At 46.8% G+C, this 24,129-nt stretch carries 18 protein-coding genes; 8 read left to right on the top strand and 10 right to left on the bottom strand.

The features are described 5' to 3' along the window. Positions 1-69: 69 nt before the first annotated feature. The 9 genes from JET16_RS10685 to JET16_RS10645 form a co-directional block, all read right to left on the bottom strand. Positions 70-1,524, bottom strand: a complete 1,455-nt coding sequence (locus tag JET16_RS10685; RefSeq protein WP_199615837.1) for a response regulator transcription factor — start codon at positions 1,522-1,524, stop codon at positions 70-72. Beyond that, complete coding sequence (locus tag JET16_RS10680; RefSeq protein ID WP_199615836.1) at positions 1,509-3,293, bottom strand: sensor histidine kinase; 1,785 nt, start codon at positions 3,291-3,293, stop codon at positions 1,509-1,511. Before JET16_RS10680 ends, JET16_RS10685 begins: the two co-directional genes overlap by 16 nt. Before the next feature lie 131 nt (positions 3,294-3,424). Continuing rightward, positions 3,425-4,864 carry a glycosyl hydrolase family 28 protein gene (locus JET16_RS10675; RefSeq protein WP_199615835.1) on the bottom strand — a complete coding sequence of 480 codons (1,440 nt, stop codon included), beginning with the start codon at positions 4,862-4,864 and terminating at the stop codon, positions 3,425-3,427. 245 nt (positions 4,865-5,109) lie between these two features. Next, positions 5,110-7,245, bottom strand: coding sequence for an RICIN domain-containing protein (locus tag JET16_RS30810; protein ID WP_199615834.1), 2,136 nt, complete (start codon positions 7,243-7,245; stop codon positions 5,110-5,112). Between the two features lie 532 nt (positions 7,246-7,777). Continuing rightward, a complete protein-coding gene (locus JET16_RS10665; RefSeq protein WP_199615833.1) occupies positions 7,778-8,677 on the bottom strand; it encodes an AraC family transcriptional regulator in 900 nt (299 codons plus the stop codon). A gap of 53 nt (positions 8,678-8,730) precedes the next feature. Next, positions 8,731-10,593, bottom strand: coding sequence for a glycoside hydrolase family 97 protein (locus JET16_RS10660; RefSeq protein ID WP_199615832.1), 1,863 nt, complete (start codon positions 10,591-10,593; stop codon positions 8,731-8,733). A 91-nt stretch (positions 10,594-10,684) separates the two neighbouring features. Beyond that, positions 10,685-12,340: an extracellular solute-binding protein gene (locus tag JET16_RS10655; RefSeq protein ID WP_199615831.1), complete on the bottom strand. Its 1,656-nt coding sequence runs from the start codon at positions 12,338-12,340 to the stop codon at positions 10,685-10,687. A gap of 69 nt (positions 12,341-12,409) precedes the next feature. Next, positions 12,410-13,294: a carbohydrate ABC transporter permease gene (locus tag JET16_RS10650; RefSeq protein ID WP_199615830.1), complete on the bottom strand. Its 885-nt coding sequence runs from the start codon at positions 13,292-13,294 to the stop codon at positions 12,410-12,412. Between the two features lie 27 nt (positions 13,295-13,321). Beyond that, the gene (locus tag JET16_RS10645) at positions 13,322-14,287 is read right to left on the bottom strand and encodes an ABC transporter permease (RefSeq protein ID WP_199615829.1); all 966 of its coding nucleotides are present in this window, start codon (positions 14,285-14,287) and stop codon (positions 13,322-13,324) included. A 234-nt stretch (positions 14,288-14,521) separates the two neighbouring features. Here JET16_RS10645 and JET16_RS10640 point away from each other — a divergent pair, with 234 nt between their 5' ends. The 6 genes from JET16_RS10640 to JET16_RS10615 all read left to right on the top strand — a co-directional run bounded on the left by JET16_RS10640 (position 14,522) and on the right by JET16_RS10615 (position 21,042). Beyond that, on the top strand, positions 14,522-14,680 hold the full coding sequence (locus JET16_RS10640) for a hypothetical protein (protein WP_199615828.1): 159 nt from the start codon (positions 14,522-14,524) through the stop codon (positions 14,678-14,680). A gap of 84 nt (positions 14,681-14,764) precedes the next feature. Then, positions 14,765-14,902, top strand: coding sequence for a hypothetical protein (locus tag JET16_RS10635; RefSeq protein WP_199615827.1), 138 nt, complete (start codon positions 14,765-14,767; stop codon positions 14,900-14,902). 144 nt (positions 14,903-15,046) lie between these two features. Further along, entirely contained in the window at positions 15,047-16,651 is a 1,605-nt protein-coding gene (locus JET16_RS10630) for an extracellular solute-binding protein (RefSeq protein ID WP_199615826.1), read from the top strand. A gap of 143 nt (positions 16,652-16,794) precedes the next feature. Further along, entirely contained in the window at positions 16,795-17,691 is an 897-nt protein-coding gene (locus JET16_RS10625) for an ABC transporter permease (protein WP_233531412.1), read from the top strand. 13 nt (positions 17,692-17,704) lie between these two features. Then, a complete protein-coding gene (locus tag JET16_RS10620; RefSeq protein ID WP_199615824.1) occupies positions 17,705-18,586 on the top strand; it encodes a carbohydrate ABC transporter permease in 882 nt (293 codons plus the stop codon). Positions 18,587-18,672: 86 nt separating this feature from the next. Then, positions 18,673-21,042, top strand: coding sequence for a helix-turn-helix domain-containing protein (locus JET16_RS10615; protein ID WP_199615823.1), 2,370 nt, complete (start codon positions 18,673-18,675; stop codon positions 21,040-21,042). Between the two features lie 40 nt (positions 21,043-21,082). On the opposite strand, the gene JET16_RS10610 is transcribed toward JET16_RS10615, so the two are convergent. Then, positions 21,083-21,535 (bottom strand): helix-turn-helix transcriptional regulator, encoded by a 453-nt coding sequence (locus tag JET16_RS10610; protein WP_233531383.1) that lies wholly within the window; start codon positions 21,533-21,535, stop codon positions 21,083-21,085. A gap of 159 nt (positions 21,536-21,694) precedes the next feature. On the opposite strand from JET16_RS10610, the gene JET16_RS10605 reads away from it, so the two are divergent. Together JET16_RS10605 and JET16_RS10600 are read left to right on the top strand one after the other, a co-directional pair. Beyond that, positions 21,695-22,852: a Gfo/Idh/MocA family protein gene (locus tag JET16_RS10605; protein WP_199615822.1), complete on the top strand. Its 1,158-nt coding sequence runs from the start codon at positions 21,695-21,697 to the stop codon at positions 22,850-22,852. 26 nt (positions 22,853-22,878) lie between these two features. Then, positions 22,879-23,952 (top strand): Gfo/Idh/MocA family protein, encoded by a 1,074-nt coding sequence (locus JET16_RS10600; RefSeq protein WP_199615821.1) that lies wholly within the window; start codon positions 22,879-22,881, stop codon positions 23,950-23,952. Positions 23,953-24,129 lie beyond the last annotated feature (177 nt).

Below are 24,129 nucleotides of genomic sequence, written 5' to 3'. Positions count from 1 at the left end.
TCATATTAGCCTGCCGCCTGTACACGCCATATGTTTGGATTTGATAATTTTGGTGTTCTGTTCACGAAGTTAAATTTTCCGGTACTTGCTGGGCGTAATGCCGAAATGTTTCTTGAACAGCTTATTAAAGTGGAAATAATCTTTGTACCCGACACGGTGAACGATTTCGTGGATCGACAAGAAAGGGTCGGACAGCAGTTCCTTGGCCAAGCTCAATCTTTTATTGAGTATATAATCGGAATACGTCTTCCCGGTTTCCTTCTTAATGAGTTTGCTAATGTATGCGAGGCTGACCTTGTATTTTTTCGCCAGTTGATTCAAGGAAATTTCTTCTGTGAAAGTAGCGTCTATATCCTCTATAATCCTCCTGGCTTGCTCGTTTGAAACCGAAATATCCGCTTGAGCGCTCCCGAACAACGCTTTGACCGAGTCAAACATCTGCTCGATCGAACGGTATTGCCGGACAATTTGATAGTAGTTGGAATACTCGACTTCACTGGCGGCGGTATAGCTGTCACTGTAATACTTGTAAATGAGCGAGACGATCTGATTGTACACATTGGAAACATGATCGATATACAATCGTTGCGATACGCACTCCTCCGACAACTCATCCAATCTTCTAAGAATCAGCTCCTGCTTATGCTCTTTGATCGCAAGTTCAATATTCCAAATCGACTTCGTCAGCTCCGCAGGCATTTCGGATTCCTTATATTTAATGATGCGGCTCTCCGGTTGGCTGAACGCGCTGAAGAGAGCGATATCCGATTCCTGATAAAGCTTGGCGATCGGCGTCGAATATACTCCTATGCCGCTAATTCCGACGTTCAGGCAGTCGTTCGAATGATCCGAAATGAAATCCAGAAAACCGATCGGCTTGTTCAACTCATCATAATTGATCAAGTACGAAAGCTTGTTTTGCCCGGTGCGGAAACGGATTACATTCATTTCATTGCCGTATGGCGCATCATCATGCAATCCCGAAGCGGTTTCAGACGGGTACAAACAACTAATAAACCGGTAATGGGGATACGAGAAGTCGTATCCTTTATTCAGCAAGAAATTATGAATTTTGATTTTGTTGTCGGGCTCGAATAAATCGAACAGATCGTTCAGCAACAAATCAAACTCCTTCGCCTCTTGCTTCTTTTTATCCAGCTTCTCTTTTAACCGATCTATCGTTTTTGCCAGCAGTGTTTTGTCGATTTGCTTCAACAAATAGTCGAATGCGCCGAGTTTGATCGCTTGTTGAGCATAGGCAAATTCGGCGTAGCCGCTGACAAGGATTACCTCTGCTTCTATTTCTTCCTCTTGAAGCCGATCCAACAGCTCAATGCCGTCCAATCCGGGCATCCGGATATCCGAAATGACAACATCCGGTTTTTGTTCTCTGATGGTCTGCAATGCCGATAGTCCGTCAAAGGCTTCCCCAATAATAATAAAGCCCTTGCTCTTCCAATCGATTAGTCTGGCAATGCCGCAGGTTACCAATGGCTCATCGTCCACGATCAATACTCGGTACATGAAGCTTCCCCTCCCGCTTCTTCCATGTGTGGGACAATCATCGGGAATGTGATGCAGACGGTCGTGCCTTCATGCAACCGGCTCCAAATCTTCATATCCGCCCCATCGCCGTAAAACAGCTTCATTCTCCGATAAATGTTCAATAACCCGATTCCTTTACCCGTGTCTTTATCCAAGAGCGCTCCAGAATCGGCATAACGATGAAGCTTGCTCGTCAAGTCGGAATAGCGGACCTCATCCATCCCATGTCCGTCATCTTGAATGGTGATTCCGATTTGGCCTTCGTCCGTTCTGCAAACCCGGATGTGAACTTTTCCTTTTCCAATTCTTCTCTCCAAACCGTGAAACACGGCATTTTCAACGATGGGCTGCAGCAGCATCTTAAGCATACGTTCCGACATCAATCGTTCGTCGGTATCGATTTCGATTTGAAATCTTCCTCTGAACCGGAACTCAATGATTTTCGAATATTCGTTCACATGCTCGATTTCTTCCCTCACGGTTACAAAATTGCTCCCCTTCACCGCATAGCGGAACATGTTCGACATGGAGGCGGATATGTCGGCGATCTCCTCAACATCGTAAATTAAAGCGACGGCACGAATGCTTTCCAAAGTATTATAGAGGAAGTGCGGATTGATCTGGTTGCGGAATGCGGAAATTTCCATCTGTTTTTTCGCGAGCTCCATTTCATACATTCGCGCTTGGGTCGACTGCACTTGTTTGCTTAACATATCGATGTCGTCCAGCATGTTGTTCAAGTTGGAGCCCAACACGCCGATTTCATTATGGTAAACGACATTGAACCGGCTGTCTCCGCCTTTCTTCGAAAAAGACTTCATAAAATCCATCAGCTCTTTGATCGGTTTCAATATTCTGGTGAAGAAAATGAATAAGAAGATGCACAATATGAAAAACATGATAGAATAAGTGACTACATTGAATCGTTTCACCGTATCCATATCTTCCAACAGTTCGTATCTCGGTATCAAGCTGATCAACTTCCATCCCGACCGGGGCAAGGTAATCGTTTGAACGATATAATCCTTCTTATCTTCCCACTGTTCGACTTGAAACGTCGTTTGATCCGGAGGAAGCGGCCCTTCCGCGGCGATGATGTTGTTCATGGCGTCTATCAGCAGCACCTGGGAGTTCGTTGTGATCTTGGCGCTTTTCAGTATCGGGCTGAAATTGGTGGCATCCATAAAAAAACGGCCGATTCCCTTGTATCCCCTTACGAGTCTGTTTTGATCCAATTGATAGATTGGTGTGGAAATGGCATAGAATGACCGTTTGCTGTCCCGATGGTCTGACAGCGGCGTAGTCAGCAATCCGGAGTATTCGATCGACTGAATCGGAGACGGAACGGAACGCACGGATCCGCTCCCGATCGACGCGATGATGTTTCCGTCCTTATCGAACAGCTGGATGCCTCTTATATTTTTTTTCAAAGAGACCGCATTCGCGAACATCGACACAACTTCCCTATTCATCAAGATTCTCTCAAGGTCGTCTTCCGTTCCCAAATAGTTTTGAATGGTCGGACTGTAAAAGAGAAAATCGAAGATTCCTTCGATATCCGAATTGAAGCTCACCATCTTCTCCTCGACCTGCAGGAAAATCTTGCTGACCGACTCCGTTACTTGGCGCTCTACAATTCGCTTGGCGATCATATCGGAAATTACGAACGATGTAAGCAGGATAAGCAGCATCAATATGATTAAAAAAATGATTTGCCGGATCAAACTCAGCTTGCGAAATCGGCTCATCTTGTTCACTCCCGCCATGTTTTCACGATGCAATTTATATCAATTTGACAAAAAAGCCTGTAGTTCCTTTTTGGAAACTACAGGCTTGTCAATTGGAAGATTAAGGGGATAGCGGGCATTGATATTATGGATTATTCAAAACTGACATTATGAACAAACGGAAGCACCCGGATGCTGCCCGCTTCGGCGTCCGTCACCGGCTTTCCGTCGATCGTGACATTCTTGAATACGACATTCCCGACCGTCCTGTCCGCATCGAAACCGGCGATGCGCGAAGGATTTCCGCCATCCCCGTTGCAGATAATATTCTCGAAGCGGATATTCTCGATCCGTTTGCCCGGCACCGGGTTGTACTTCGGGTTGTGGAGCACGCGGATATCGAACAACTGTCCGAGCTCGAACGGTTCTACCCGGATATTCCGGTAGGTCACGTTCCTGACAGTATTGTTATCGCCGCAGTTAATCGACATGCAGCCCTGATAGTCGGGCTGCGGCTCATGATGTTCAAGCACATCGATATTTTCGAAGAGTACGTTCTCAATGACATCCCCTTTATGGTGATTGCCGTGCCCGCCGGTATTCATCGGATGAGCCACGTCCGCCCATAGGACGGAATTGCGGACGGTGATATTCCTCGTGTCTCCCTGATAATCCCAGCGGCTGGCGTAAACCGCGATGCAATCGTCGGAGTTGCGCATAAACACATCCTCGATCTCGATATCCGAGCTGGCCATCATATCGATGCCATCCGACCAGCCTTTCGTGCTGAACGCTTTGAAGTTCGCAATCCGGATCTGCTCGGATTTGCCGATATAGATGCTGTAATGCGGCGGATCGATAAGAGTAATCCCCTCGACGCGAATCCGCTGGGAGAAGATAATGCGCACACCTCGGAAGGCGGAAAAACGTCCGAATTCGGTCAAGTAAAGAACGCCTCTGCCGCGTACCGTGACATCGCTGACGGAGTCGCAAACCATCGAGCCCGCAACCGCCGCTCCGCCGGCAATATAAATCGTCTTCCCCGACGGGATGCGAAAAATCACTTCTTCTAAATGATGCATCCCCGGTCCGAAGTAGAGCGTTGTCATCTCGCGGCCGTCTGTTCCCGCAGCCGTCAGCAGCGCGAGAAGGTCCTCGGTTCGGTGGATGCCCGGCTTGACGTAAACGACGCCCGGCTCGTCCGGGGAAGGCGCGTTCACCTCCGGCGGATTGGCGAACAGATGCAGGTTATGGAACCTTTCGCCGTTCACTTCCACCGACAGCTTTTGCGGGCCGTCAATCGTCAACGTGATCGTATTGCCGTCTAGCACGTAAGGAACGCCGCGCGACAAAGGACGAATGACGCATGCATCGACCGTCCCCTCGTTCTTCGTTACTTCAATCTCAATCGGGCCCGAGCAATCGAACATGGCCATGGAGGCATGCCGCACCTGATGCATGTCGACTTTGACATCATAGACGAAGAGCTGCTCCCATTCGCCGCCATTCGCTCTTACCCTGACCGTGAAATCGTGATTTTCCGCTACCCCCGCGGGTCCCGGATATGTAATCAGCTTTGTTTCCCTTGACATACGGTACCTCCGCTCCACTGCATTCTTTGATTTAGCGCAAGTGGTCCTCGATTTGAGAACACTGGTTGCGCCCACTGTATCAAATTGCTTCAGACAATGCAAGATCACCGCTTGCCGTCCCTCATCCATCGGATCTCGATTTTTCCGCGATCTGTTGCGGTTGTTGCCCGGTAGAGTCTAACGCAGCACAAAGCCGCTCACCTCCGAACGGAAATGAGCGGCATAAACTCAAGCAGTCAGTATACTCAGTTTACGATCTGCCACCTTTGGTTAGCGCTGCTGCTTCCCGCATATTGGCCCAAGTCCGTCCCGTCGGACGTGCGGCCCATCCCGTCCAGATATAACCCCGTTGCGCGGTTTTGGATCCGCAGATTGTTGCCGTCTATCGACACGGACCATTGCTGATTTGTGCTGCTGCTGGAGCTCCATTGTCCGGCAGCGGAACCGTTGGCAGTGCGGCCCATGCCGTCCAGGTATAGTCCGGTTGCGACATTCTTAAATCGCACATAGCTCCCGTCAGTTTCCTCAATCCACCGCTGATTATTGCTGGTGCTGGAGCTCCATTGTCCGGCTGCAGAGCCATCGGAATTGCGGCCCATACCATCGATATACAAGCCGGTGGCGGCGTTACTGAATCTGACCGAAGCAGTCCCCGAAGTTCCTCCTGTAGTTGCAGATACGGCAGAGGATTTCGATCCTCCGGCTACCTGTACCTGATAATAGTAGGTTGTATCAGGGGTCAAGTTTGTATCGCGATATAATGTCGCTGCAGTGGGGGCGCTGCTAACCTTTGTAAAAGTGCCGTTCGGATCTGTGGACCGGTAGATGTTATACCCTAGCGCGCCCGGCACACCAGTCCAGCTTAAGTAGACCGTATTCGCACCCGCCGCCGTTGCCGTCAATCCCGTTATAGACCCTAACGTGATCCGGTTGCTCAAACCGACCGTCTTGGCTGCATCGGGCGTGTACAGCAGCATGAAAAGCGGATAATCCTTAAACGCAACCTCCGGCATTCTCGTTTCGTAGGCATAAGCCAAATATTTGTACTTCTCTTGGGTCATATCTCTATTTTCGATATATTTGTAATAGTTATATAAAACACTAAAGTAGGCATCGATTCTGCCTCTGCCGTCTGCGTTGATCGTATCGTAATAGATAATCGTACTGCTTTGGTTTGCGCGTGCAGGCGTCCATAACACATCGTAACCCAGATGATACTTGAGCAGATAAGTGGTTCCTGCCAGCAGCCGGTCGTCCAGGAAGTTGAACACATTCACCGCATTGGAGGCTGTAGACCTTGCTCCGGTTACCGGGTCAACCTTCGTGCCTTGGGCATAGATGGTCCGCACCAATGTAGACAGTCCGGCGACATTGGCGTAGGAGTGTCCCACATCTCGCCCCATTTCGATGGCCTGCACATGGTAATCCGCCGGATCCAATGCTTCACCTGTCCGCTCATTTTTCGTCATCCACCGCATCTGATGCTTAATGGAACCGTTTCTTCCCCCTTGGTCGCCTGCGGCATTTACGGTCGCAGCTTCTACAGCCTCATCGTAAAGCTTCAGATTATTGGTGAAGATAGCTCTTCCCATCGTTCCCATCACCGTAAACTGATGCTGATTCATAAAAAAGGTATGAGCGTTATAAGTGACGGAAACGATGTCCATGAGATGGGTAAGATTCGCTGTATCCGCATCCGTCCATTTCAGACTCGCCGTAGGCGTATCGGAATAGCGCAGAATTTCCGCCGCTGCCGAGAGAAGATAACTCATCGTAGCGAAACGGAAGTTCGTATGGGTAACGCAATCCTCTGCGGCAGAATAACTCCTGATGATACGCATGGCATTGGCGCGATATGCTTCATCACCGGTTATATACCACATAATCGACTGCATGAATGCGGTTTCGGAATCGGTATTGGCACGCGCTCCTACATATTCGCTGGGATTACTGTAATACTTGCCCGTCTCGGGGTCGGTAAATCCCCAAGGCCCTTGAATATGTTTAAAGATATAAACATCTTCATAATAGATTCTTGGCGTTTTACTGGATTGGGAATCGGCGGCAAAGGCATTGAATGCCGTATTCCAAGGCTCATCCCCCGCTCTTACGTGATCGCGCATGTTGTCCAAATCCGCCTGTCTCATCGCAATGCCGGGATGGTGAATGACGCCCGAGACAGTATTCCCGAAAGAGTCGGTATAGGAAACATTCGCATCAACATTTTGCACCTGCGGCTTATAAGAAGTAATCAGCGGTGAAACCGCCGCTTCCGCTGTCTCGCTGCTTCCGATAGCCATAAAGGTTGTCATCACCATTGTAAAACACAGAATTCCGGTAAGAATCCTCGAGAAACGAATTCTCAGCTTAATAAGATCCACAATATTGTCCTCCTTTACGTCGTTATAATTCCCGGCGTTTAGCTGTTTCCGGATAAGCTTCCATTTCTGCCCGCCGCGCTACAGTGCGTGAAAGTGGTAGCGCTTGCATTTGTCGGGTGGACCGTAAAACCGAATGGGACGGCCGACAGCTTGAGCAGTATTAGAAGCGAAACCAGTGCTGCACATTCAATGAGAATTCTCACCTCCAGCAAAGTTGGTTAAGTTGAGTGTTACCTGATTCGGTTTGATCACCTCCTTTAAATGAAAGAACTGGAAAAGAGGAAGGGCGCACGTTCCTATTCTTCCGGCAGCCTTCCTTCCAGTAATACAGTTAACTTTCTAGATCACATACGGGCCCACCGGATTTCGCCGGCGACAGCGTTACTGTAAGTTCGTTCCATCCGTATTATACCTGTACCTTGTATGCAATAATGGCAAAACAATGTGCAAAAAATGTTCATTCTTTGGCGTTACTTCGTGCAGCAGTTCTTTGCCGTTGGAGTTCAGCCATTGATTCTTACATTGTTCGAACTCATCGAGTATCTGCACGCTCTTTACTTTGTTGGATGAATCCGGTGCGATACTTTAGCGGTGTAGTTCCGACTTCTTGCTTAAATACTTGAACGAAATAGGATGGATTGGGAATGCCCACTGCGGCCCCGATCTGTTCGACCGATTTCGCCGTCGTTTCCAGTAATCTGCAAGCTTGTCTCATACGTTTGGCTATAAGATATTCCTTGAGCGTGGTGCCTGTTTCATCATGGAAAAGTTTCGATAAGTAAAACTTCGACAAATGCATGGCTTCGGCGAGATCGTCCATGTGAAACGCTTCCTGATAATGCTCGTCGATCCACTGCATGGCTTTCTGCGCATACTCTGTCGAATTCTTTTCGACCATTGCGGACGACTGCCGCGTCTCGGCGGGGGAACTGCGGATCATACTGTCCAACAGGCAGAGAATCAACATGGCAATCTCTTCGACATCCTCGCCCTTCCCGTCCATTCTCGCAAGATGATAATATTCGTAATTTCGCTCCACCGCCTCTTCGTACGAGAACAGATCAAACGCCTGCATTTTTTGATGACCGCGCCATAAAGCATTAAATAAGGCGTAACGCTTGACAAAGGGCCGCAAGAGTTCGTCTGCAAGCTCAAGATCGAAGTGAAGTATGGTTCGCGAGTAGGGCTGACCGTAACTCACACTCGCATAGACATGGTGCAGTTGATAAGGCCGAAAGAAAAAAAGCATGCCCCGGCGGATCGGGAACGTTTCGCCGCCCACGACGACACGCCCCGTGCCTTCATGAACGTACAACATTTCACAGCATTGGTGCCAATGATAATAACCTTTGTAATGGCTCGTATTGTTCAGCTTGTAATCCCAAAACAGCTTGTTGCCCCCAAAATTAACAGCCTCGAACACGCGTTTCATTAGCATTCCTCCACACCCGAGAAACGTTCGACAGTGGAAACGGTACGACTCGATCACTTATATTTCAAAGGTTTTATGTATATCGCTGCTCCTCCCGAGCTTTCCAAATTAAACTCAAATATGGATTCCTTTGTTACTTCAGCAGATTTCATTCCAACCTTAGTGCGCGTATCAAGTTCCGGTACATCCTCATAAATCTGTGCAGCATATGTATACTCATCATCAAGAAAATGAAGCGGAATTTCCACGGTACGTGCTTTCTCATTATTTATGCATCCGATAAACCATACGCTTTCCTTGCGTCTTGCAATAGTTGCAAATTCTCCTATCTCGCCTGATATTCCGATTGACTCATCCCAAATCACAGGCAGCTTCTCCCAAAACCGTATTTCCTGTTCACCCTTCCAATCAGATGGCTTATCATACCAGAACATCATCTGCATAGGACTATAAACAATAACGCCCATAGCCAGCATATGTGCATGAGTGACTTTCAATCGTCGATCAAAATAGCAAAGCGTATAATCGCCCGCACCGGCCTGAAACCGTACAAAAGGCAATGTTGTGTTATGCGAGGCTGTGGGAAAATGCTCGTTCCCCCGAATCCCCTCCTGCGTTAGCAAATTGGGATAAGTACGCGAAAGGCCTGTAGGGCGATAAGCATCGTGAATGTTTACCATCAAACCATATTCATGGCACTTTTTTACGGCCTCCACAACCCAACGCGTCCACTCTTGAGGCCCTGCTTTCACAAAACCCAATTTTATGCCTGCGATCCCCCATTCCTTCCATATAGGCAGCGAAACATCCAAATACGGTTCTGCTGCAGTTCTGTCAACATATAGGAATATCCCTATCCCTTTATCTTTACCATATGAAATCACTTTCCTTAGATCCAGGTCTCGGTCGGGGTCCTCCCTTCTAGGATCAATTGCCTTATTTTCCAGCGAATCAAGTGATCCATACCAACCTCCATCAAAAAGAACATATTGAAAATGATGGTCTGTACAAAAATCGATACAGCTCAACGCACTATTTGTAGTCAGCAACATATCCCGCAATGCCTTTCCAGGCTTTACATACGAAAAATCTTCAGCCTTGCATGGCTCGCTTAGATTAAGCACCAAGTTGCTCCGACATAGCAACTCTGCTGCATGATCTGCAAGTATAAAGGTACGCCATGGCGTTGCAAATGGCGTTTCTCCTTCTACATTGGAAACTAAACTATCATGTTCATCCTCATTTAATGTAAACCCGTACCCTACATAATCATCTTGGCTAAAAAGCCCGCACAAATGTCCTGACAAATGGACTTTTAAGGTGTTTTCGGTTTCTTCATCTTTTGTAATCAACATTCTGGCATAATCGATCAGACCGGCTTCATGAATAAGAACATATCCGCCTTCCGGTAATTGCACGGCAAATGGACGCTCACAATATCCGCTTACGTCTGCCACTGGTTTTACTACATATTCTCCTTCAACTCCATGCTCTTCCCATGCAATACTTCCTTGAGGAAAGGTAAACCTAGTATCCTCACAAGTAATGGTGAAATGATTGATATTTTCCTGTTCGGGCAAGAAGTATTGAAAAGCTGTTCCCTCAGAATACGCACGTAAACGGATTCCCATGATCCTGCCTAAGTCATCTTCCACGCAAATGGTTGCCTCTTCGAAGCTGTCGTCAATCACAGCCCGCTCACCGTATAAAGGCTTCCATGCACCATTCACTTTTCTTTTTGTAACGCTTCTGATTTTGAAACCGTCACATAAAGGAGGGGCATCTGCAAGATACAGACCAAGCCTTGAAGACATAACCATAGTCGATCCGTTACGCTTAACGGTATACCATAGTTTCCCATCGCGATCCAAATCCAAGCTAATACAATTCCCCTCAAATGATGCTTCTATCATCATTACCTCTCACCCCCAGATATATATTGATGGCCATATTTACAAAACCGGCACCCATCATAGATAGGTGCCGTCTGCGCAGCTTCTCTGCTGCTTACTTGCCGCCCGCATCAAGATAAGCTTGGACTTGTCTGAGGACTTCCTCGCGTACTTTTTCCAAGCCCAAATCGCGCCATTCTTTATTGGATTTCTCCGCAAATTGTTTCCAATTCGGCTCCAGTCCGGTCATCAGAATGTCATATGCTTGCTGCAGCTTGGGATTGATCTTTGCGATTTCTGTTGCAACCGGTTTTGTGTCAAAGACGAAGCCGGATAGCGGGACTTGATAGTAGCTGCTCGTGTCCTGCGCATACTCAATGTATTTTATGACTTCCGGTTCATAGCTCGTATTAATTCTGGACAGAGTCGGATTCCAGGTCATTTCATAGCCTGGGAATTTATAATTTGGGGAGTTATCAGTCGTTTTGTATCCGTTGTCTCCATCTGCAATCCAATGCTCGCCCTCGATCCCCAGCTCGAACAAGTCATGGTTCTCTTTGCTGCTGAACATCCAATCCAGGAATTTCATGGTGCGCTCCACATTTTTCGAGCTTGCGGGAACAACCGCACTGTTGTTGGCAATGAAGGTCGTTCGGATCGCGCCGGGCTTCATATCCCGAATATCGTCGCTGGTATAGAAGAAGGGCTCATAATCCGCATCGGGTTTCAATTTCTTAAGCTTCAATCGTTCTTGGCTCAGATTGGAGATGGTCGTTTCAATGGCACCCTGCTTGATCGGATCAAGCGCGTCTACTGCTTGTTTCGATAAAGGATCCTTGTTCGTGTACTTTCTGTACTCCGCTCTCATTCCGAAATGGCCGTAAATCGAATCGTGCGCGTTAAACGGCGCCGGGAGATTGGCGAATGCGGAATCAGGATCGCCGATGGTTGCCGCGCCAAGCACTTTCTTCCCGTCCGGCGAGATGGCAACGCTGAACGGTATTCCGCCAGTAAACGATTCCGGTTTAATAGCGGCAAGACGAATATCATTTCGCCCTTTCTCCTCGGGTATGCCAAGACGGAAAATACCACGGCCGCCAATCACCATCGGTACATAGTCGGGAAGCTTCGTCCTGATGGCTTCCAGATAGTTATTGAAATCTTCCATGGTTTTGACCGGCGGCAAGCCCAATTGTTCCCGGACATCTTTCCGAATCCCTATAATGAATGGATCGGCATAAGCCGTTTGGAAAGGAATCGTATAGATGTGGCCGTTGATTTTATTCGATTCCATCATTTCCGCAGGGAACGCCTTCTTCAGCCCCGGGTATTCATCATTGTTGAAATACTTGTCAAGCGGCTGGTAGTAACCTAGACTTAGGTGGTTATAAAGCGTCGCCCAAGGCGCATCGAAGGTCAAGTCGAACGATTCGCCTGTAGACATCTTTAATAGCGCCTTTTGTCTGAATTCGGGACCGGGAACGAAATCAAATTCGATTTTCGTATTCAGTGTGTCTTTCGTTTCTTCCTCGAATTTGGCGAGCACCTTATCCATATCTGTCGGCTTATCGCCGAAGAACATAAACTTCAACGTTACCGGATCTGGCGTTTGTGCAGCCTTTGTGTCTGTTCCCGTTGACTCTTTTTCCTGCGTTGTGCCGCTGTTATTATTGGCAGCGGGCTCGTTGCTTGAGCAAGCTGACAATGCCGTGCTCAACAGAAGAAGTAGTGCAATTACGGGTAAAGCGACCTTCCTGAATTTCCCTTTCACTTTTTGTTTTCCTCCCTTGGCATGGTGTCTTTTATACTAAACCGCGAAGCGGGTTCAGCCATCTGTGGATCAGCCTTTCACAGCGCCGATCAACAAGCCTTTAACGAAATACTTTTGCAGAAACGGATACAAGAAAATAATCGGACCGATCGTGACAATTGTTGCGGCCAGCCTCGTTGTCAACGTAGGCGTCGTGTATTCGAATACATTAATATTTTGTGCGAGTTCCCTGCTAAAATCGGCACTGTCGAGAATCCGTTTAATCAAGTATTGCAGCGGGTACAAATCCTCATTTCGAATATAGAGCATCGCCTCAAACCATTTGTTCCAAAAGGCCAAGGCATAGAACAGACTGATAGCCGCAATTGCGGGTAAAGAAACCGGAATCATGATACGAAACATAATATAGATCTCATTAGCGCCATCTATTTTGGCCGACTCCGCCAACGATTCATCAATCGATTTGAAAAAGTTGCGCATTAAAAACATATTAAACGGGTTGAGCAACGATGGAATAATCAGCACCCATATCGAGTCGGTCATCCCCAAATATTTGGTGATCAGAATGTAGCTGGAAACCAGCCCTCCATGAAACAGCATCGTAAAGAAGACATAAAAGGTAATATAGTTGCGGTACTTCAAGGAACGCAGAGACAACGGATAGGCCATGGCACACGTAACCAGCATGGCGAGAACGGTCCCGACGACAGTGATAAAGATGGTTACACCGTAGGATTTATAGATCGTGTCGTCCTGTAACAACAACTTATATGCCTCTAACGAAAACTGTTTGGGGTACATTTGAAAACCAAATTCCTGTATCGACGTTTCCGTGGTCAGCGATGAGCTGAGTACGGTAACGAACGGAATCAAACAAACGAGAGCAAAAACGGCAATTGCCGCATACATTAGGATAAGCAGCAGACGGTCTCCGGCACCTTCTTTAATCTTCATGTTCATTCACCTCTGTCCTGTCGAATATTAATACAACGCCGATTCAGGTGAATATTTGCGTGTGATTTGGTTGACAGTCAGCACGAGTATAAAACCGACAAAGGATTGGAATAAACCGATCGCCGACGACATGCCGATATTGGATAATTCCGTAAGCGCACGATACACGTAGGTATCGATCACATCAGTGGTTGGATACAGGAGGGCATTCTTGCCGACAATGGCATAGATCATTCCAAAATCACCGTAGAAGATATTCCCCAAGGCCAAAAGCAGCAACAGGATGATCGTCGGCTTCAATAAAGGCAATGTAATATGCCGTATTTTCTCCCACCTGCTTGCGCCATCCATCGATGCCGATTCATAAATTTCGGGATTAATGCCGGAGATGGTCGCCAAATAGACGATCGACCCGAAGCCCGCCGAATGCCAAACCTTGATGAATACCAATAAAACCGGCCAGTATGCGGCTTCATTGTAGAACTCAACCGATTCGATCCCTATCGCGTTCAAGATTTGATTCACCACTCCGCCTTGATACGGTAAGTAAACCGATACAATCATGGCCACAACCGTCCAAGACAAGAAATGGGGCAAGGTTGCAACGGTTTGAGTGAAGACTTTAAACTTTTTGGACCCGATCTCCGAAAACATAATCGCAAGCGAGACGGAAACGACCGTCCCGCCAAGGATAAACAATATGTTTAAAAAAACGGTATTTAATACAACTCGAAAGACCTCGTCAGATTCAATAAAAAACCGGAAATTTTCGAACCCGACAAAAGGGCTCCCAAAAACCCCTTCTACCGGTCTGAAATCTTGGAACGCAATGACGATCCCGAATATCGGCAAGTAAGCAAAAACAAAAATCAACAGGATACCCGGCAAAGTCAGAAGGTAAAGTAAATAATTTTTGCGAATTTCTCTGATAAACGAATTATTGTTCCTTGCGTTTATTTTTTGCGATGTTTGATACGGTATCGTTTGCTCCATCCGAATCCTCCCCATAGTTGTTAACGCTGTTACCAACATGATGCTTGCCCACGCGATATTTTGCATAGCCTAACAAAAGGCACATTGTATGAAAATGTCCAAAACAACGTATTTAAAAAGCGGCACATTGATTAATTTCCGCAGAAAAGGTCTCATAACGATTAAGCATAGTGGATCCTTGTTGTTTTCGAAATCAACCATATTAAAGATGGAGATGCGCGAGCATCTCATCCAATGTACTCGCGAGTGCCTCGGACCGAGCGCGCCATGACGCAGGAGCACGCCTTTATGGTGGCGGAACTGTGCTTGAAAGAACAGGTAAACTTGGCGGCAGAGCGCGTCGCTGGCAGCGACGAGGTCAGGGGTTTGATCCTCTGGAGTCCATACTTGTAACAAGCAAAAACTCCTTGCCCTGCAAGGAGTTTTTACTATTTTGAGCCATGACAGTAATGTGGAAAGCGGGGATGAGTTATTCAGTTGGGGACGAGTTGCCGGCATTTCACGGTTCCGTACGATAGACGTCTGGAGGAATGGATGATACAAGTCGTGCGGGGCATCATTGTGTTCCAGCTTGAGCACAACGTTCCGAAGAAGCAATTTCCTCTGCCATATTAAATGTGGTCAGCCGAGTTTAAACTTTGCTAATGCTTGATCATAAAAAATGGTAGTCCATTATCGATTTTATACGATTTAAGTAGCGACAAGGGGTCGGTATACTCGATTATGTGAGTACATGAGAAACAAGGAGGAGCAATGTGAATGCAGAAAAACAGAAAGATTTTCAGAAAGCTTGCAATCGGTCTCTCAATATTGGCATTATCAACAACTGCGATTATCGGTTGCAGCAGTGAGAAGACGACGCAGGGGGATACGGGATCCAAAGGATCTACAGGATCTACACAGGCATTGACCAGCTTAACGTATTGGGTAGAGATGCATGCGGACGCGGCCGCAATTATGAAAAGCTATGCAGAGATAACCGCTTATAAAGAAATTGTAAAAAATACCGGTGTCACATTAGAATTCCAACATCCCGCCCAAGGTCAAACCAGCGAACAATTCAATTTGATGGTCGCATCGAAATCGCTTCCGGATGTCGTTGAATACCGATGGAACGCCTATCCAGGCGGCGCAAAGAAAGCTATTAAGGATGGGAAAATCATCCCGTTAAATGACTATCTAGACAACGCCCCGAACTTAAAAAGGCTGTTTGACGAAAACCCGGAATGGAGAAAACAAGCTTCAACGGACGATGGGGATTTGATTGGTTTCCCTTTCATTCGTCCTGACAAAAAACTGCAAACCTTTGTGGGGCCAGTGTTGCGCAAAGATTGGTTGGAAAAATTAGGGTTGACTGAGCCCAAAACGATCGATGAATGGTATACGGTTTTGAAAGCGTTTAAAGAACAAGACCCTAACGGCAACGGAGAAGCCGATGAGATCCCAATCATGATTGCGGCAGGGGATATTGCTTTCACAGGAGCATTCGGGGTACCGAACGATTTCTATCTTGAGGGCGGTACGGTTAAATACGGCCCCATTCAACCTGAGTTTAAGCAATATCTTGCTACAATGAACAAATGGTATAAGGAAGGGTTACTCGACAAAGACTTCGCAGCAAATGACTCTAAAATGTACGATGCAAAAATGACCGGCAATTTGGTCGGCGCGGCTGTTATGACGGTTGGTGCAGGTATCGGCAGGTTTATGGATTTGATGGCGTCGAAGGATCCTCAATTCAAGCTGGCTGCCGTATCCTATCCGACAGTAAATCCGGGCGATAAACCGATATTCGGCCAAAAGGACAATCCCGTTACTGGCCAGTTCGCTGCGATAACCGGAAACAATAAGCATATCGCTGAAACGGTGAAATTTCTGGATTATTTGTATAGCGATGAAGGACATATGATCATGAACTTCGGTAAAGAAGGCGAAACGTATACGTTGGTTGATGGATACCCGAAATTCACGGACACTGTAATGAAGAATCCGGACGGAATGCCGCTTGCGCAAGCCCTTAAAAAGCATGTCATGTCTGCCATTCAGGGTCCATTCGTGCAAGATATGCGATATTTGGAACAATATTTAACCAAACCGGAGCAAAAAGAGGCTCTAACGGTCTGGACGGAGCCCACGAATGAGAAGAAGATGCCCCCCATTACGATCGCCAATGAAGACAACAGTCGATATACGTCGATTATGAACGATGTCAACACGTATAAGGACGAGATGATCGTTAAATTTATAATGGGAGCAGAATCGCTGGATAAGTATGATGAATATGTGAATACATTGAAGCAAATGGGCATCGAAGAAGCAATAAAAATCCAGCAATCCGGGTTGGAACGATATAACAAGCGCTAAACGACGACATAACTGCAAAACCGGGACGGCAAGTTAGCGCCTTGCCGTCCCCCGTTATGTAAGGAAGGAGAAAGCCCATGCATAATTTGCGTGAGAATCTTGTGCAACAGGAAACTCGACGTGTGGGAGTCAATAAGTTGGGCATGATCAAAAGGGACCTGATTCGCAACCGCTTTATTTATCTTATGCTTCTGCCCGTTCTTGCTTATTATATTGTCTTTCATTACGGCCCGATGTATGGCGTACAAATCGCTTTTAAAGATTACGGACTTGCAGACGGAATTTGGGGTAGTCCGTGGATTGGTTTCCGCCATTTTGAAACTTTTTTTACAAACTACTACTTTTGGCGGCTGATCCGAAACACACTGTTGATTAATGTCTATGAATTGCTGTTTGCGTTCCCTGCGCCAATCATACTGGCACTGTTGCTCAATGAAATTCGTGTCGGCCTGTTTAAACGTATGGTGCAAACGATAAGCTATCTCCCTCACTTTATTTCCATCGTGGTCGTTGTGGGAATGATGATTGATTTCTTTGCACGCGACGGTCTGGTGAATAGCATCCTCCACATGTTCGGAATGGAGCCGATTGCCTTTATGCAAGAGGCCCAGTGGTTTCGATTCATGTACGTCTCCTCTGGCGTTTGGCAAGGAATCGGATGGGGTTCTATTATCTACCTTGCTGCAATCGCTACAATTGATCCGTCACTGTATGAGGCCTCCCGCATGGACGGTGCAGGAAGATGGAGACAAGTCTGGCACGTTACCGTACCCGGGATTATGCCGACCATTGTGATTCTTCTCATCCTAAACATCGGATCAATGCTTTCCGTCGGAAGCGAGAAAATTATCTTAATGTACAATCCGATGACCTATGAAACGGCGGATGTCATTTCTACTTATGTTTACAGGAAAGGGATTCTCGGTGCAGATTTCGGGTATACCGCCGCCGTGGGACTTTTTAATTCGATCATCAGTTTCGTATTGATCACACTCGCCAACACCATTAGCAAACGAACGAGTGAAAATAAATTGTGGTGAACGGAGGGTCGGAATGCTTTACAAACGTAATTTTGGAGATTTCGTTTTCTCGGGCTTCAATACGTGTTTCATGCTGCTTCTTTGCTTTGTTACGTTGTACCCGTTCCTCTACGTTCTTTTCGCTTCTTTAAGTGATCCAGCAGAAATAACCCGGTTTCGCGGTATGCTTTTATACCCGCTAGGGTTTAACCTAGAGGCGTATAAAGCTGTTATGGATAACCCAATGATTTTAACCGGCTACCGGAACACCATATTCTATGTCACTGTAGGCACGGCAATTAACCTGTTCATGACAACGCTTGGCGCCTATGCGCTTTCCCGCCGCAACGTTTATTTCAACAATGCAATCATGTTCATCATCGTGATCACGATGGTATTCAATGGGGGGCTTATTCCGACGTTTCTGTTAGTTAACAATCTCGGCATGTTGGACACGCCATGGGCACTTCTGTTGCCTGGGGCAATCAATTCGTTTAACTTAATCATCATGCGAACCGCATTTCAAGGTGTACCTGTAAGTTTGGAGGAATCCGCGCGGATCGACGGTGCGAATGATTGGGTAATCATGAGCAGAATCATTGTTCCGCTTTCGATGCCCGTTATCGCTGTGATGATTTTATGGTATGCGGTCGGTCATTGGAATTCGTATTTTAACGCTTTAATATATATACGCGATCGAGATTTATTCCCCCTTCAGCTTGTGCTTCGGGAAATCCTTATCTCGAACAGCACCGACAGCATGACAACCAATGCAGCGGCTGGAGATCGACTGGACATCGGGATCACGATTAAATATGCGAGCATTATCGTCTCCACATTACCGATATTGTGCCTATATCCATTTTTGCAGAAATACTTTGTGCACGGTGTCCTGATTGGTGCGTTAAAAGAATGAGCCGATGATCCAATGAAGGAACCAAGCTTGCTCTTGTCGAATTCTCACAGGGCAGAGCAAGCTTCTCTCTACTGGGAGTGACTGCAATGATGTCAATCATGCGAAGAAAATATGCTGGAAGCAACAGAAGAAGCATATTCATCAGGATGCTTGTTTCCAATTGTCTTCTGCTTCTTCTTCCGGTCATACTCTGGTTTGTTTTCTATACAAACATCGATCATATTATGAAATCAAATGCGGAACGATCCAATCTGGCGATGCTGGAGCAGCTTCGTCTTAGTTTAGATAGCAATTTTAATGAAGTTGAACAGCTATCTCATCAGATTATACTCAATCCTAAACTCGGATATTTGCTGGAAACGAAAAATAATGACTTGTCGCAACGATATCTTTTAGTGGAGTTTACGAGAGATTATTTGAAAGTATACCCTAATATCATTAGCAGTTTTGTTCACGATTTTTATATTTTCTTGGATCGAAGCGATTCCGTGATCAAGCCGAATCTCGTGACGGATTCCAATACCTTTTATGACAAATATTATTCTTTCGAGAATCTAGCCTATGAGGAATGGCGTAAGCTCATGACCAGCTATCATAGTCAATCGTACATGCCGGTCTCTACCTTACAGCGACATGGAAGCCTAAACGAAGCGCCGCTAAAAGTGATTCCATACATGCAATCATTGCCGGTCGAAGACTCGTCGGATATAAAAGGAAACCTTACGATTTTGATTGATGAAACGAAGATTCACGAGATGACACGACAAATCGAGTTGGCGAACGGAAGTTCTGTTTATGTCGTAAACAAACAGCGTGAAATCCTCAGTAATACACCGGGAGCAGTTCCCTTGCCTGCCTCAATAGTGAATGAATTTACGTCTCAATCAGGTATACTCAATTATATGTTGGATGGCCAAAGTATGATGGTATCGTTCACAACCTCTGGAGAACTTGGATGGTACTATATAGCCGTGATGCCTTTGGACTTATACTTTCAAAAAGTAAAGCAGATGGAACAGCTTGCTTTGTGGCTTCTAATCTTGTGCATCTTTATGGGTGGCGTCGGTGCCTATGCAATCACATATCGGAATTATTTCCCTATTAAAAGAATCGTAGAGTCCATATCATCCAGGATGCCTCATCCGCATAAGCCTGCCGTGAATGAATTTGACTACATTATGGAAATGATGAATGTGTCTTGGGATGAAGAAAAACATATTAAACACAAGCTCACTCAACAATTGCCCATTCTGCGTTCTAACTATTTACACCGAGTGCTTCATGGCTATTTTGAATCTCCTGAGCAAATGATCCAGTCGCTAGAATTCATGGGAATTCGATTTCCATTTCCTCATTTTGTCGTTATTCTCGTTCATATAGATAACTTGTCTCGATTCGCACCCGACCAAAGTGAAAAACAATGGGCACTTGCGCGGTTCGTTATCTCTAATTTGGCCGAAGATTCTGTCTACGATTCTCATACAATCCATACGATAGAATTAGAAAAAGATCAATTGGCAATGATCGTTAACCTTATACCGGAACGGTTGGACCACCCTAAATGTCGGATCGGAAATATCGTTTCAGAATTGCAACAAATTTTGGAAGGCCGATTTAAGCTCGATATCAGCTTTGCCGTAAGCGGAGTTCATCAAGGACAATATCAACTTGGAGAAGCCTACTTGGAAGCGACCGCTGCTTTGGAGTACAAGATGGTAAACGGAAATCAGTCGATTTTTTACTTTCATGATATTCGTCAGGAGAAGCTGAAGTATCATTACCCTGTAGAAACCGAACTGCAGTTAATGAACAGTATCCGAAGCGGTGACAAAGAGCAAGTTGTCATGTTGCTTACACGATTGTTTGAGATGAATTTTCGCGATGAATCCATAACTCCCGAGCTCGGAAGATGCTTGTTATTCAGTCTTGCCGGAACTCTGCTGCGCATACTGAATTCGAATACGATTGCCTACCAGAGACTTTCCGAAGCTGGGATCGACCCTGTGCGTGTACTACTATCCTGTAAAACAACGGAGGAGATGTTTGAAAAAGCAAAGAGCTTGTATCTATCGGCGGCCGAGTCGTTTAAGATGGAGCGGAGCGACCACAGCGAACAGCTTCTCCAGCAAATTCAATCTTACATCGAAGCTAATTTTGCCGAGCCAAATATGAGCCTGAATTTGTTATCCGAGCATTTGCAAATCACACCACAATATATATCACATTTTTTCAAAAAAATGAGCGGCCAGAACATAAGCGATTATCTGACGATCGTACGCATGGAACACGCTAAGAAACTCATGGAGGATCCTGAATTTACGATTTCAAAAATTGCCAAAATGGTAGGATATACAAGTGATACCGCGTTCATCCGAGTGTTTAAGAAAGTAGAGGGAATCACCCCCGGTAAATATAAAGAGAGTATTTCGAGTAGAAGGGAATCGGCCGTTACATAAGGGGGACTTTGTGCGGTGAAAGAGTATACCCCCAAGTATTTTAGGTGCTCATCCACTTTCTTCGATATTGATGCGGCGTGATCCCCATGTGCGACTTGAACAATTTACAAAAATAAGAGCTGTTCATTAATCCGATCTCCTTCGCGATGAGCGAGATCGGTTTTTTTGTTGTCGTTAACAGCAGAACGGATTGATGAATCCTTCGGGTTGCAATGTATTCCGAGATGCTGATTCCTGTAGCCTCTTTGAAGAGATGCGACAAATGGTAAGGAGACAGATGCAATGACTTGGCCATATCGTCCAATCGGTAAGGAACGGTGTAGTTGGTTTCGATCCAGCTTAATATATGTTCTACCTGATGATTTTTGCGACGGGTCTTGTAGGTTGGGCCGAGCTCTTTCCTCTTATCCCATATTTGCTTTAATGAGCGAAATAGGGTGACAAGAAACAAGTACGACGGTGACTCGCTATAGTTACTGGCAATGAACGGCAAGCGGTTCGCCCCCTTTATCATCGTTTCCGTGTTCAAACCGAATATACCACAAAAACCGCAATCTAGTGTTATTTTTTCCCCCATGGCGAATTACATTTGCAGTGCCGCTTCGGGTACGATCTTTGTATTGGGAGACTAACGCTTGGGAGGAAACAATGAATGCTTAAAGTCGCGATTATCGGCACGGGAGCGATTTCGCCCGCTCATATCGAAGGGTATTTGCAGTTCAAGGACCGCTGTAAAATCGTTGCCTTATGTGATCTTTACCCCGAGAAGGCGGAGGCGAAGCGGAAGCAGTACGGACTGGACGCGAAAGTCGTAAAAGATTACAAGGAGTTGCTTGAGGACGGGATCGATTTGGTTTCCGTTTGTATGCCTCCTTATGTTCATGCGCCAGTTACTATCGATTTCTTGGATGCAGGTTGCCATGTCATCGTAGAAAAACCTATGGCAGCATCCTTGCAAGAATGCGATGAAATGATCGAAGCTGCGCAGAAGAGCGGCAAGGTATTGTCCGTAATTGCTCAAAATCGATTCAGAAACCCGATTATGAAACTGAAACACGTGTTGGAAAGCGGCTTGGCGGGTAAAATTCTGCATGCCCAAGTGGATTCTTTCTGGTGGCGGGGCCATTGTTATTACGACTTATGGTGGCGCGGCACTTGGGAGAAGGAGGGCGGCGGCCCCACGCTGAATCATGCGGTTCATCACATCGATGCCCTGCTTTGGATGCTGGGCCGTCCGAGCCAAGTCCAAGCCTACATGAGTAACGTCGCGCATGACAATGCGGAGGTGGAGGATTTGTCCATTGCGATGCTTCGGTACCCGAACGGAGCCTTGGGACAAATTACAAGCTCCGTCGTTCATCATGGCGAAGAGCAGCAGCTTATTTTCCAAGGTCAACATGCCCGAATCTCCGCGCCGTGGAGAGTAACGGCTTCCGCTTCCTTGCCGAACGGGTTTCCCGAGCGCGACCGGGAGTTGGAAGAGAAGCTTCAACGATACTACGACGAATTGCCGGATCTCCCTTACGAAGGTCACACCGCTCAGATCGACAATGTGTTGACCGCGATCGAAACCGGAGCGCCGGTATTAATCGACGGAGTGAGCGGCCGGAGCACGTTGGAAATGATTATGAGCATCTACAAATCCGCAAGCACGGGCGAGAATGTCCAACTCCCGTTGCAAGCGGACGATCCTTTCTATACGCAAGAAGGCGTGAAGCGGAATGTACCTTATTTCTACAAGAAGGGCAACAGTATCGAAAATTTTTCGGATCTGAAGATTACGACAGGAAGAAATTACGACGAAAAATAAATATATAACCATGGAGGCATAAAGAAATGCAGAAAAGCGACGGAATGAACTATGCCCCAAAAGGGAAACCCAATCCGGTGGTTAAGCCGGGTGAGTTTATCATTGCCGCGGTTGCCCTCGACCACGGCCACATTTACGGGATGGTAAACGGACTGCTCGAAGCGGGCGCATCGGTAAAGTGGGTGTACGACCGTGACCGTGCCAAGGCAAAGGCTTTCGCCAGGTCTTTCCCCCAAGTAAAAATAGCGTCTTCGGAGGAGGAGGTTCTTTCCGACCCCGAGGTTCGCCAGATCGCCGCTGCAGCAGTCCCTTCCGAACGCTGCGCGCTCGGATTGCGAGCTATGGACGCTGGAAAAGACTACTTTACGGACAAGACGCCCTTCACGACGTTGGAACAGTTGAATGCGGCCCGGACCAAGGTTCGCGAAACCGGTAGGAAATACATGGTGTACTACAGCGAGAGGCTGCACGTGGAATCGGCGGTGTACGCCGGCCAGCTCGTCGAGCAAGGCGCGATCGGGCGGGTGGTGCAAGTGACGGGGTTCGGTCCGCACCGCCTGAATGCACCTTCCCGACCGGAATGGTTCTTCCAAAGGGAACACTACGGAGGGATCCTGTGCGATATCGGCAGCCACCAAGTCGAGCAATTCCTCTATTATGCCGGTTGTAAGAAGGCAGAGGTGCTTCACAGCAAGGTCGCTAACTATCATTGTCCCGAATACCCTGAGCTTGAGGATTTCGGCGACGCTACGCTATTAGGGGATAACGGAGCTACGCAATACTTCCGGGTAGACTGGCTTACCCCGGACGGGTTAGGGACTTGGGGGGACGGGCGCACGCTGATTTTGGGAACCGAAGGGTACATCGAGCTAAGAAAGTATATTGATATCGCTCGCGACCGTTCCAGCAACCATGTATATCTGGTCAATAAAGAAGGCGAATATCATTTTCATGTGGACGGTAAGGTAGGATATCCCTTCTTCGGCGAGTTGATCCTAGACTGTTTGCATCGGACCGAGAAAGCCATGACGCAAGCGCATGCCTTCATGGCGGCAGAACTGTGTCTGAAAGCGCAGGAGAAGGCTATTCGGGTAACGTAAGGATTTGGGAATACAGATTTAATTGGAACACCCTTTCCCGGCGGGTGTTCCAATTAAACGATTTTGTCTGGAAAACATCCCTTCTGTTACTATCCCTTCGTATGACTTCTCACCATTCATAGCCGTTGTCTTTTCGGTCACGTCAATCGACTTTCCCCCGAACCCAGTCCTCTTCAC

The sequence above is a fragment of the Paenibacillus alkalitolerans genome (assembly GCF_016482785.1).
GTDB lineage: Bacteria > Bacillota > Bacilli > Paenibacillales > YIM-B00363 > Paenibacillus_AE > Paenibacillus_AE alkalitolerans.
Note: the sequence above shows the minus strand (reverse complement) of the source record. Positions and strands in the feature narration are given on the sequence as shown.